Origin of the sequence: Streptomyces ficellus (genome assembly GCF_030406405.1) — a bacterium.
Taxonomy (GTDB): domain Bacteria; phylum Actinomycetota; class Actinomycetes; order Streptomycetales; family Streptomycetaceae; genus Streptomyces; species Streptomyces ficellus_B.
The window spans coordinates 211,440-223,011 of record NZ_JAUEPL010000006.1 but is presented as its reverse complement, the minus strand read 5'-3'; the positions used below and the strand labels follow the sequence as shown (position 1 = coordinate 223,011).

The following is an 11,572-nucleotide window of genomic DNA, read 5'->3' as shown; positions in this document are numbered from 1 at the left end:
GCGGCAGGCGCTGCTGTGTTCCGTACGCCGTTGTACGGGACGACTGTTCCCTGGCACGGGCGGCGGGGCCGTCCGGCCCGTGCGGTTCGGCGTCCGGCCGGTGCGGGTCGGCGTCCGGCCGGTGCGGGTCGGCGTCCGGCCGGTGCGGGTCGGCGTCCGCGGCGGGGGTGGCCTTCAGCGGTGAGCCGGACAGGGCTGCGGCCACCTCCTCCGGGAACGGCATCGCGGAGGAGCAGGCGAGGCGGGAGGCGACGATGGCGCCGGCGGCGTTGGCGTACCGCAGGGTCCGCTCCAGGTCCCAGCCGGCCAGCAGCCCGTGACACAGGGCGCCGCCGAACGCGTCGCCCGCGCCGAGGCCGTTGACGACCTCGACCGGGACGGGCGGTACGTCGACCGTCTCGCCGTCCGCCGTCATGGCGAGGACGCCCTTGGGGCCCTGCTTGACGACGGCGAGGCGGACGCCCGCGTCCAGGAGGGCGAGGGCCGCGGCGTACGGTTCGCGCTCGCCGGTGGCGACCTCGCACTCGTCCAGGTTGCCGATGGCGACGGTGGCGTGCGGCAGCGCCGCGGCGTAGTGCGGGCGGGCGGACTCGGCGTCCACGTCCCCGGCCGCGCTCTCCCAGAGCATCGGGCGCCAGTCGAGGTCGAAGACGGTGACCCGCCCGTCCGCGCCCGCGGCGTACGCGGCCACCGTCCGTTCCTCGCCGTGCGCCGCACCGGAACGGCCGGCGAGCGCCGCGAGCGTCGCCGTGCGGCTGGGCTCGGCGGACAGGCCCGTGCCGGTCACCCAGAAGACCCGCGCCGCGGCGATGGCCGCGAGGTCCAGCTCGTGCTCGTGGATCTCCAGGTCCGGGGCCTTGGGCTGCCGGTAGAAGTAGAGCGGGAAGTCGTCGGGCGGGAAGATCTCGCAGAAGGTGAGCGGCGTCGGGTACGCCGCGACCGGCGTCACCCAGCGGTCGTCCACGCCGAACGCCCGCAGCTCCTGGTGCAGATACTCGCCGAACGGGTCGGCCCCCGTGCGGGTGATCAGGGCGGTGCGCCGCCCCAGCCGGGCGGCGGCCACGGCGACATTCGCGGCGGAGCCGCCGAGGAACTTGCCGAAGGCGTCCACGTGGGCGAGCGGGACGCCTGTGTGGAGCGGGTAGAGGTCCACCCCGATGCGACCCATGGTGATCAGGTCGTACGGGGTGTGCGCATCGGTCGCCATCCAAGTCCCCTTCGCGTCGGCGCCGTGGTCAGGTCTAGCCGTACCCCGAGGGCCTGTCAACATTTTGTCCTGACATTCTGACCAACCCTTGACGCTCCCTCCGGGCGCCACCAAGCTGACCTCCATGACGCCGCTGTCTCCGCCGCCGTTGTCCCGTATCCGGATCGGTTCCGCCCCCGACTCATGGGGCGTGTGGTTCCCCGACGATCCGCGGCAAGTCCCCTGGCAGCGCTTCCTCGACGAGGTCGCCCGGGCCGGCTACGAGTGGATCGAGCTCGGCCCGTACGGCTATCTCCCCACCGACCCGGCCCGGCTGACCGAGGAGACCACCCGCCGCGGCCTCAAGGTGTCGGCCGGCACCGTGTTCACCGGGCTGCATCATGGCGAAGCCGTGTGGGACAAGACCTGGGCGCACGTCGCGGACAACGCCGCTCTCGCCCACGCCATGGGCGCCGACCACCTCGTCGTCATCCCGTCCTTCTGGCGGGACGACAAGACCGGCGAGGTGCTGGAGGACCGCACCCTGACGGTGGGTCAGTGGCGCGACCTGACCCGCCTGACGGAGCGCCTGGGCCTGGAGGTCCAGGACCGCTTCGGCCTGCGCATCGTCGTCCACCCGCACGCGGACACGCACATCGACACCGAGGAGAACGTCGCCCGCTTCCTCGACGCCACGGACCCCGACCTGGTCGCGCTCTGCCTGGACACCGGGCACTACGCGTACTGCGGCGGCGACAGCGTCAAGCTGATCGAAACGTACGGGGAGAGGATCGGCTATCTGCACCTCAAGCAGGTCGACCCGGAGATCCTGGCCGAGGTCGTCGCGGAGGGGACCCCCTTCGGCCCGGCCGTCGCGCGCGGAGTGATGTGCGAACCGCCGGCCGGGGTGCCCGCGCTCGAACCCGTACTGGCCGCGGCCCAGGCCCTGGGCGTCGACCTCTTCGCCATCGTCGAGCAGGACATGTACCCGTGTCCGCCGGACAAGCCGTACCCCATCGCCGAACGGACCCGCCGCTTCCTCCGCTCCTGCGGCGCATGACGTACACACGTACACACGTACATAGATACGTACATTCGCGCTTACGCGCTTACGCACTTACGCAGGTGCGTACATGGTGACCCGGCAGGTGACAGGCCGTCACGCCTGTAACAGACATCCCTCCCCTGTCACACATGTCCCCATTACGCAGGCCTTCCGTCACAGGCCTTCAACAGCCCCTACCCGCTCGTCACTGTGCGTCGTTCATCGGTCGCAGGCTCAGTGATCGCCAGCGTCAACGCCGCGGCTCCCCCGACGGCCCTCCCGGGCCGCCGTCGCGGCGCACGCAGGGAGGTGCCAAAGATGACGGACAGAAGGCTCTGGTCCTACAAGGAGATTGCCGCGCACATCCGGGTACAGCCGGACACGGTCCGGTCCTACCGTAAGCACGGCCTGCTCCCGCAGCCCGACCACGTGGAGGACGGCAAACCCTACTGGTACGCGGAGACGATCCGCGTCTGGGTGGCCAACCGCCCCGGAAACCGGACGCGAAGGAACTGACGTCCCGGCATCCCGGCCCCGCACCGTTGAGCCGGTGCGGGGCTGGCCCGCGTGGGCCGCCCACCGGGGGTACCCGGGTTCCCCTCCCTCATCCACGGCGCGCCTCGATGGCATCTATACCCCCTAGGGGTATAGTGGAGAGTGTTCAGCCCGCCACGGCGCTCCCAGGAGCCCCTGGCGCATCATGACCGCATACGCCGCGTCACATGCTCGACCGACGAATCGAAGATTCGAAGAACCGAAGAACCAAGAGGAGAACGTCATGACCGCCGAGACGAACACCGGGCTCCCCCAGGCCGCCGGCTCCTGCTGCTCGCCCACCGGCTCCTGCCACGACAGCGGCGCGGCCGACGCCCAGCCCGGCGGCGTCACCACCGTCTACAGGGTCGAGGGCATGACGTGCGGCCACTGCGAGGGCGCCGTCTCCAAGGAGGTCTCCGCGATCGCCGGCGTCACCTCCGTGCAGGCTGTCGCCTCGACGGGCCTGGTGACCGTGGTCTCCGACAGCCCGCTGGACGAGAACGCGGTACGCGAAGCGGTCGACGAGGCGGGCTACGAGCTCGTCGGCCAGGCCTGAGCGGGCCGCCCTCCACGGGCGACGTCCACGCCGCCACACCAGGCCGGTCCCCACCGTGACGACGGCGGGGCCCAGCCTGGTGCTTTTCGTTTCGCCCCATGTGTGGTGACTCAACGTCTTTGTCCGATCACCTTCACGTGATTTCACCTTCACGTGACTCACAAGACCTTCACAAGGAGATCTAGATCACAGATATTTGGGGGTAACCATTTGGGCGGCTCGCGAGTCTGAATGGGCGATGCCACGAACGTCTTGGGGGACGTTCATGGGATGTCTTGGGGGACGTCCCAGGCAAGCGTGGGCCGGGGCACGTACACCGGGAAGCTTTGAGCGGCCCTCCCGTACGTACGTACCCCGGCAGATCGCATCGCGAGCTTCTGCTGATACCCGGCAGACGCCCGGACCCGGATCCCGTGGGGGGAATCCGCTCCGGGGATATGGGAAGCGCCCCGCTCGCCGACCCGTGGGGGGATCGGCGGCGGGGCGCTTTCACGTCCGGCGCCCGGGCGCCCGGCGCCGACGCCGGACACCAGGCGCCAGGCCGGTGAGCCGTCAGCGGCTTTCGACCGGGACGAAGTCGCGCAGGACCTCGCCCGTGTAAATCTGGCGCGGGCGGCCGATGCGGGAGCCCGGCTCCTTGATCATCTCGTGCCACTGGGCGATCCAGCCCGGCAGCCGGCCCAGCGCGAAGAGCACGGTGAACATCTCGGTCGGGAAGCCCATCGCGCGGTAGATCAGACCCGTGTAGAAGTCCACGTTCGGGTAGAGGTTGCGCGAGACGAAGTAGTCGTCGGCGAGCGCGTGCTCCTCCAGCTTCAGCGCGATGTCCAGCAGCTCGTCGGACTTGCCGAGCGCCGAGAGGACATCGTGCGCCGCCGCCTTGATGATCTTCGCCCGGGGGTCGAAGTTCTTGTAGACGCGGTGGCCGAAGCCCATCAGGCGGACGCCGTCCTCCTTGTTCTTCACCTTGCGGATGAAGGAGTCCACGTCGCCGCCGGTGGCCTGGATGCCCTGGAGCATCTCCAGCACGGACTGGTTGGCGCCACCGTGCAGGGGGCCCCACAGCGCCGAGATACCGGCGGAGATCGAGGCGAACATGTTCGCCTGTGAGGAGCCGACCAGGCGGACGGTGGAGGTCGAGCAGTTCTGCTCGTGGTCCGCGTGCAGGATCAGCAGCTTGTCGAGCGCGGAGACCACGACGGGGTCGAGCTCGTACTCCTGGGCGGGCACCGAGAAGGTCATGCGCAGGAAGTTCTCGACGTACGAGAGGTCATTGCGCGGGTAGACGAACGGGTGGCCGATCGACTTCTTGTACGCGTACGCCGCGATGGTCGGCAGCTTGGCCAGCAGCCGGATCGTGGAGAGGTGGCGCTGCTTCTCGTCGAAGGGGTTGTGGCTGTCCTGGTAGAAGGTGGACAGCGCGCTGACGACCGAGGACAGCATCGCCATGGGGTGGGCGTCGCGCGGGAAGCCGTCGAAGAACCGCTTGACGTCCTCATGCAGCAGCGTGTGCTGCGTGATCTCGTTCCGGAACGCCGCCAGCTCGTCGACCTTGGGAAGCTCGCCGTTGATCAGCAGGTAGGCCACCTCGAGGAAGGTGGAGCGCTCCGCCAGCTGCTCGATGGGGTAGCCGCGGTACCGCAGGATGCCCTGCTCGCCGTCGAGGTAGGTGATCGCGGATTTATAGGCGGCGGTGTTGCCGTAGCCGCTGTCCAGGGTCACCAGACCGGTCTGGGCTCGGAGCTTCCCGATGTCGAAGCCCTTGTCACCGACGGTGCTCTCGACCACCGGGTAGGTGTATTCACCGTCCGCGTACCGCAGTACTACAGAGTTGTCGCTCACGTCATCCCTCACCGACGTAGTGCCTCTTCTTCGAGGTGCCCTGACTGTCTCTACCATCCCCCACTTGGCTCAGCAGAGTGCACTCGGGGTCGACCATTCGGCCAATTGGCGGCACTCAGTGCCGTCAACCTGCTCATCCTGCCCGCTTCCTCCCGGTGACGAAAGTCCGGGAAAGATCTAGGTGATGTTTCCCACCCGTACCTCACCTGTCAGCCGATGGCGCAGTGAGGTAAAGCGCCGACCGGCCGAAACGGTGCGGACGGTCTGCCCGATCGCCTTGCGTGAGCCGACCAGGACGACGAGCTTCTTGGCGCGCGTGACGGCCGTGTAGAGCAGGTTCCGCTGGAGCATCATCCACGCGCCGGTGGTGACCGGGATCACCACGGCCGGGTATTCGCTGCCCTGGGAGCGGTGGATCGTGACGGCGTACGCGTGTGCCAGCTCGTCCAGCTCGTCGAAGTCGTACGGCACCTCCTCGTCCTCGTCCGTCAGTACCGTCAGGCGCTGGTCGTCCACGCTGAGGGAGGTGACCACGCCGACCGTGCCGTTGAAGATTCCGTTCGCCCCCTTCTCGTAATTGTTGCGAATCTGGGTGACTTTGTCGCCGACGCGGAAGACCCGGCCCCCGAATCTCTTCTCGGGGAGGTCGGGCCTGGCCGGGGTGATGGCCTGCTGGAGCAGCCCATTGAGCGTGCCGGCGCCGGCCGGGCCACGGTGCATGGGCGCCAGGACCTGGACGTCCCGGCGTGGATCAAGGCCGAATTTCGCCGGCACCCGGCGGGCCGCCACATCGACGGTGAGCCGGCCGGCCTCCTCGGTGTCCTCCGTGACGAAGAGGAAGAAGTCCGCGAGCCCGGAAGTGATCGGTTGCTGCCCGGAGTTGATGCGGTGGGCGTTGGTGACGACACCGGACTGCTGGGCCTGCCGGAAGATCCGCGTCAGCCGCACGGACGGGACGGGACCGTCCGGGGCCAGCAGGTCGCTCAGCACCTCGCCGGCGCCGACGCTCGGCAGCTGGTCCACATCACCGACCAGAAGCAGATGAGCACCCGGAGCAACCGCCTTGACCAGCTTGTTGGCCAGCAGCAGGTCCAGCATGGAGGCCTCGTCCACGACGACCAGGTCGGCGTCGAGCGGCCGGTCCCGGTCGTAGGCCGCGTCGCCGCCCGGCTTCAGCTCCAGCAGACGGTGCACGGTGGACGCGTCCGCGCCGGTCAGCTCGGCCAGGCGCTTGGCCGCGCGCCCGGTGGGCGCGGCGAGGACCACCTTGGCCTTCTTGGCCCGGGCCAGCTCCACGATGGACCGGACCGTGAAGGACTTGCCGCACCCCGGCCCGCCCGTGAGCACGGCGACCTTCTTGGTCAGGGCGAGCCGCACGGCCTCCTCCTGCTCGGGCGCCAGCTCGGCCCCCGTACGGTCCGCGAGCCACGCCAGGGCCTTGTCCCAGGCCACGTCCCGGAAGGCCGGCATCCGGTCCTCCTCGGCGCGCAGCAGCCGCAGCAACTGGGCGGCCAGCGAGATCTCGGCCCGGTGGAACGGAAGCAGGTAGACCGCGGTCAGCGGCTGCCCCTCCGGGCCGGGCACCCGCTCCCGTACGACGCCCCCTTCCTCCTCGTCGGCCGCCAGCTCGGCCAGGCACTCGATGACCAGTCCCGTATCGACCTGGAGCAACTTCACCGCGTCGGCGATCAGCTGCTCCTCGGGCAGGAAGCAGTGCCCCTGGTCGGTGGACTGCGAAAGGGCGTACCGCAGCCCCGCCTTGACCCGCTCCGGGCTGTCGTGCGGGATGCCGACGGCCTGCGCGATCTTGTCCGCGGTGAGGAACCCGATGCCCCAGACGTCGGCGGCCAGCCGGTAGGGCTGGTTCTTCACCACGGAGATCGAGGCGTCCCCGTACTTCTTGTAGATCCTGACCGCGATGGAGGTGGAGACCCCGACGCCCTGGAGGAAGACCATCACCTCCTTGATCGCCTTCTGCTCCTCCCACGCGGCACCGATCAGCTTGGTCCGCTTCGGCCCGAGTCCCGGCACCTCGATGAGCCGCTTCGGCTCGTTCTCGATGACGTCGAGCGTCTCGATGCCGAAGTGCTCGACGATCCGGTCGGCGATACGCGGACCGATGCCCTTGATCAGGCCGGAGCCGAGATAACGGCGGATGCCCTGGACGGTGGCCGGCAGGACGGTGGTGTAGTTCTCCACGGTGAACTGCTTGCCGTACTGCGGATGCGACCCCCAGCGCCCCTCCATGCGCAGCGACTCCCCCGGCTGCGCGCCGAGCAGCGAGCCGACCACCGTGAGAAGATCCCCGCCACCGCGCCCGGTGTCGACCCGGGCCACCGTGTAGCCGTTCTCCTCATTGGCGTACGTGATCCGCTCCAGGACCCCTTCGACCACTGCCAGATTGGACATGCTCCGACGCTACCCGGCAGGTCCGACAGCGCGGTGCCCCTGTGGATAACCCGCGCCCCAAGCCCGCCTCACGCGCGTCCTTCCAGCCGTGCTCCCCGGCTTTCCGCGACGCGCTTGACGTCCCGCAGGGACTCGCTCAGACGACTGGCAAGGAAGTGCAGCTCGCTCCTGGTCACCCGCGGCTCGCCGAGAAGGTCGGCCGCGTGCTCCAGGAGCTCGTCCGCCATGTCGAGCTGGACGCCCTCGATGCCGTCCGCGAGCCGCGACACATAACCGCTGCCGTCGCCCAGGACGTAACACGGCTTGCCCTCCGACCCGGTCCAGGGCAACAGCCGCGCCGCGCACCCCTCGTACCGCTCCCCCCTCATACGTCCACCTCGACCCCACGAACCAGGTGTGGCCCCACGTCCACCCCGTGCCCGGCGATCCACAGAGTGCGCGGTCGCGCCTCGGCCGCGACCCGCCTCTCGTGCGCGATGAGATACGGCCGGACCAGCGGACTGTCATCCCCCCACGGCGGCCGCTCCCCGGTGCGGTACGTGGTCGGGCCTCCGACGTAGTCGCAGGAGTACGGGTACGGATACGGGTACGGGTACCGGGGTGGGCCCGCCGGATGTTCCTCCCTCCTGCCGGTGAAGAAGGACCGCCACAGCGGCTTGAAGAGCCGAGCGAGAACGTCTGCCATGTCAGCCTGCTTTCCTCATTGCGTCATTGCATTCAGTGGCGAACCCTTCACAGGGTGCGGTCATCGATCGCTAGGCTTCTAGACCTGGACGCTTGACAGCACGCCCGTCAGGTTGGGGAGTTGGTCTCATGGACACGAGCCGCACGCCGCGTACGCCGCGGGAGAAGTACGGGGAGGAACTGCGGCTGCGGCGTTTGGCGGCGGGTCTGACTCAGGAGGGCCTGGCTGAGCAGGTCGTGTGCTCGCCCTCGCTCATCAGCCATTTCGAGGCCGGGCGACGGCTGCCCAAGCCGGACGACGCGAAACGGATCGACCAGGCGCTGGGGACGGACGGGTTCTTCGCCCGCTGGCTGGAGGACTTGGAGGCCGAGTACGCCCGTTACTTCGCGGCCGTGGCGGACCTGGAGCAACAGGCCACGCTGATCCAGCAGTTCGCGCTCTCCCTGGTGCCGGGCCTGCTGCAGACAGACGGCTACGCACGTGCGTTGTTTCATGCGTACCGGCCCAACCACACGCCCGAAGAACTTGACAGAGAGGTTGTCATTCGAACAGGGCGTTCCCGAGTTCTCGACGGACCGTTGCGACCGGTCGTGTGGACCCTGCTGGACGAGGCGGTGCTCCGGCGTCGGATCGGCGGACCGCAGGTCATGGCCGACCAGCTTCGAAAAATCGCGAACATGGCGGAGGGCGGCCGGTTGCGCCTGCACGTACTGCCGTTCGGGGTCGGCGCGCATGCTCTGCTGGAAAGCCTGCTCACTCTCATGAGCTTTGAGGACTCTGCCCCGGTGGCTTACGTAGAAGGGCTACTCACCGGGCATTTGATGGACGATCCCGCCCTGGTGAGGGCCAGCCAGACGGCCTACGCTCTTGCGCTGAGCGACGCGTTGTCGCAGCAGGAGTCACTGGCCCTCGTCCGGGCGGCAGCGGAGGAACACGAACATGGTCAGCAGTGAGCACACCGTCCCCGACTCGTCCTCCCTCACGGGGTGGTACAAGTCCAGCCATAGTGGCGGCGGTCAGGGCGAGTGCCTTGAGGTCGCGCGTGGCCACGCGGGTGTTCCCGTACGGGACAGCAAGGACGTGCACGGACCGGCCCTGGTCTTCTCGGCGCGCGGCTGGTCGGCGTTCGTCAGCGCCCTGAGAAACGGTGAACTCGCCGGCTGAGGCACCAGCACCCGCTGTCCGGGTGTCCCCACGGCGCAGTTGACAGGCCAGGCCAGGGCCCTCTTTCCTCCGTTGCTCGCGAGAAGACGCTCATGACACCATGCGGCGCGTGATGGACAACGGGGATGACATACCGGGGCCTGAGCGGCGCTCGAAACTGACCGAGCTGGCCGACTGGACCGCACCACAAACAGCGCCCGCACCTGAGGTTGAGCATGGGCATGAGCTTGCCGCCGCACGGCGGCAGTTTGCGATGCTGCTCGGCGAATTCCGGCGTACGGCGGTGCTCGTCCCGTTCGATGAGTACGGCAGCCTGTGGACCGCCGAGCAGAACGGGGTGCGGTGGATCTGTGCGTTCTCGGACGAGGAGACGCTCGCCCGGTTCGCCCGCGCGCGGGGTGAAGCGCAGCGGGAGTGGACGTACCGGACGATTCTGGGTGCGCGGCTGCTGGATGTGATGGTGCCGATGCTTCCGGGGCCGGCGGGTGTGGCGCTGGACGCGGGCAGCGACGAGGGGATGTTGTTCCCGCCGGCGGAGGGCATCGTGCCCGACGCGGTGGCGGTCGATCTCGGGGGAGATGCGTAATGGGCGGGGATCTTGAGGCGCCGAAACAGGCGCTTGTGGACATCACGAACGGCATCAACCTGGCGCATGCCGAGCTCAAGGACCTCGGCATGATCGGCGAGGCGTCGGCGGGGCGGGGGTTTTCGGATCTTGCGTTGTCGGGGATGGAGCTGGGCCACGGGGGTCTGACGGCGGAGTTCCAGACGTTCTGCGACCGCTGGGAGTGGGGGGTCCGCGCGCTGACCCTGCGCGGGAACGCCTTCGCGCAGGGGGTCGGCCTGTCGGCGGGGTCGTACGCCGAGCGGGAACAGTACGTCAAGGACGCGGTCAAGATCAGAGTGAACTCCCTGAACGCAGAAATAGGGGATGCTCGCATGTTGCACGAGATCGAAGATATAAAAATGGAACGGTCGCGAACCTCTGAGCGTCCAGATTTCGGTTCAGCGCCGCCACTCCTTGCGCATTTCGACCTGACACTGGATGGCAGCGCCACTGCCTACGCGGATCGCCTGCGCAATGTTATGCGATCCGTGCTGACTCTGGCAATGTCCCAGGAGTTCGCCGACGAGGACATTCCGGTCCACAGTCTGCCGGAGTGGTTTATTAACGCATGTCGGGGCGCCGAAGGGCCCGCAGAGCCATTCGCACAGGCTGGGAGCCGACGCTACTCCGAAGAAACCGGTAGCGCTCCGTGGGAACTGCAGAATTGGCTGTATCGTTTCGATCCGGAGCTCGAGGTCAGGGGTTGGAGCTGGTGGGACCTCACTTCACTGCCGGACGGTCGGTTGAGGGTTTGGACCGACACGTGGGGCGAGCCATTTTTCGCTTGGGAAGATCTGCGCTGGCTCCTGTACACCTGTGGTGCACGGACGATTGATGGCCCAGTTCTGAGAGGGCCCGAGGTATGGGCACAGGAGCCTTCCGCATGACTCGTCACGTCCGTGCTGCTTTTACTCCTGAGACCATCACGGTGTACCAGGCGTACGCGGACAGAATCGCCATTCCGGCTCTATCGGCCGGCACCTTTGTCGCGCCCTTCAAAGTCACGCGCATGACCTGGATCAAACCCTCGTTCCTGTGGATGATGTACCGATCGGGCTGGGCAACAAAGACCGACCAAGATCGGGTTCTTGCCATTGATATCACTCGAGAGGGCTTCGAGTGGGCCCTTTCTCATTCATGCCTCAGCCACTATGACCGGAATCACTTCACATCGGAAGAGGACTGGCGAGCGCAGCTTCGCTCCAGCCCGGTTCGCATCCAGTGGGACCCCGACAGGGATTTGAATCTCAATCCCTTGCCTGGTCGCGCCATCCAGATTGGGCTCTCTGGAGAGGCTGTTACGCGCTATGTGGATGACTGGATTGTCGACATCAAGGATGTCACCCAGACGGTGAGAGAGATCCACCGGGCTGTCACAGCAGGGCATCACAAGGCGGTCGAGGGCATGATTCCGCGTGAACGTGAGTATCCGCTCCCCGACCATGTTCGCGACCGTATCGGCAGCGAGTGAGCCTGCAGTCCGTTAAGCGCCATTTCGCCGGAGGCCACAGATCAGCAGGACTTACTGTTCGACCCGTACG

At 67.8% G+C, this 11,572-nt stretch carries 12 protein-coding genes and 1 pseudogene; 8 read left to right on the top strand and 5 right to left on the bottom strand.

Translation table 11 applies throughout. From position 1 onward, the window contains the following. Positions 1-1,207, bottom strand: a 1,207-nt coding sequence (iolC, locus tag QWM81_RS07190) for a 5-dehydro-2-deoxygluconokinase (protein ID WP_290110769.1), incomplete at its 3' end; no start/stop codon positions are given. 124 nt (positions 1,208-1,331) lie between these two features. On the opposite strand from iolC, the gene QWM81_RS07185 reads away from it, so the two are divergent. The 3 genes from QWM81_RS07185 to QWM81_RS07175 all read left to right on the top strand — a co-directional run bounded on the left by QWM81_RS07185 (position 1,332) and on the right by QWM81_RS07175 (position 3,324). Further along, the gene (locus QWM81_RS07185) at positions 1,332-2,246 is read left to right on the top strand and encodes a sugar phosphate isomerase/epimerase family protein (protein ID WP_290110767.1); all 915 of its coding nucleotides are present in this window, start codon (positions 1,332-1,334) and stop codon (positions 2,244-2,246) included. A gap of 303 nt (positions 2,247-2,549) precedes the next feature. After that, a complete protein-coding gene (locus QWM81_RS07180) occupies positions 2,550-2,747 on the top strand; it encodes a helix-turn-helix transcriptional regulator (protein ID WP_290110766.1) in 198 nt (65 codons plus the stop codon). 262 nt (positions 2,748-3,009) lie between these two features. Continuing rightward, positions 3,010-3,324 (top strand): heavy-metal-associated domain-containing protein, encoded by a 315-nt coding sequence (locus tag QWM81_RS07175; RefSeq protein WP_290110765.1) that lies wholly within the window; start codon positions 3,010-3,012, stop codon positions 3,322-3,324. A gap of 552 nt (positions 3,325-3,876) precedes the next feature. Here the strand turns inward: QWM81_RS07175 and QWM81_RS07170 are convergent. The 4 genes from QWM81_RS07170 to QWM81_RS07155 all read right to left on the bottom strand — a co-directional run bounded on the left by QWM81_RS07170 (position 3,877) and on the right by QWM81_RS07155 (position 8,260). Next, positions 3,877-5,166, bottom strand: coding sequence for a citrate synthase (locus tag QWM81_RS07170; RefSeq protein ID WP_126886268.1), 1,290 nt, complete (start codon positions 5,164-5,166; stop codon positions 3,877-3,879). 177 nt (positions 5,167-5,343) lie between these two features. Further along, the gene (recD2, locus tag QWM81_RS07165; protein ID WP_290110764.1) at positions 5,344-7,575 is read right to left on the bottom strand and encodes an SF1B family DNA helicase RecD2; all 2,232 of its coding nucleotides are present in this window, start codon (positions 7,573-7,575) and stop codon (positions 5,344-5,346) included. A gap of 68 nt (positions 7,576-7,643) precedes the next feature. Continuing rightward, positions 7,644-7,943 (bottom strand): hypothetical protein, encoded by a 300-nt coding sequence (locus QWM81_RS07160; protein WP_290110763.1) that lies wholly within the window; start codon positions 7,941-7,943, stop codon positions 7,644-7,646. Further along, complete coding sequence (locus QWM81_RS07155) at positions 7,940-8,260, bottom strand: hypothetical protein (protein WP_290110762.1); 321 nt, start codon at positions 8,258-8,260, stop codon at positions 7,940-7,942. The genes QWM81_RS07160 and QWM81_RS07155 overlap by 4 nt, the downstream gene beginning before the upstream one ends. Positions 8,261-8,388: 128 nt before the next feature. Here QWM81_RS07155 and QWM81_RS07150 point away from each other — a divergent pair, with 128 nt between their 5' ends. The 5 genes and pseudogenes from QWM81_RS07150 to QWM81_RS07130 all read left to right on the top strand — a co-directional run bounded on the left by QWM81_RS07150 (position 8,389) and on the right by QWM81_RS07130 (position 11,502). Next, complete coding sequence (locus tag QWM81_RS07150) at positions 8,389-9,213, top strand: helix-turn-helix domain-containing protein (protein WP_290110761.1); 825 nt, start codon at positions 8,389-8,391, stop codon at positions 9,211-9,213. Further along, positions 9,200-9,424 (top strand): DUF397 domain-containing protein, encoded by a 225-nt coding sequence (locus QWM81_RS07145; protein WP_290110759.1) that lies wholly within the window; start codon positions 9,200-9,202, stop codon positions 9,422-9,424. The genes QWM81_RS07150 and QWM81_RS07145 overlap by 14 nt, the downstream gene beginning before the upstream one ends. 109 nt (positions 9,425-9,533) lie before the next feature. Then, on the top strand, positions 9,534-10,010 hold the full coding sequence (locus QWM81_RS07140) for an SseB family protein (protein WP_290110758.1): 477 nt from the start codon (positions 9,534-9,536) through the stop codon (positions 10,008-10,010). Beyond that, a pseudogene (locus QWM81_RS07135) lies at positions 10,010-10,342 on the top strand (hypothetical protein); the annotation flags it as partial. The gene QWM81_RS07140 and the pseudogene QWM81_RS07135, both read left to right, overlap by 1 nt. 572 nt (positions 10,343-10,914) lie before the next feature. Then, a complete protein-coding gene (locus tag QWM81_RS07130) occupies positions 10,915-11,502 on the top strand; it encodes a DUF4291 domain-containing protein (protein ID WP_290110757.1) in 588 nt (195 codons plus the stop codon). Positions 11,503-11,572 lie beyond the last annotated feature (70 nt).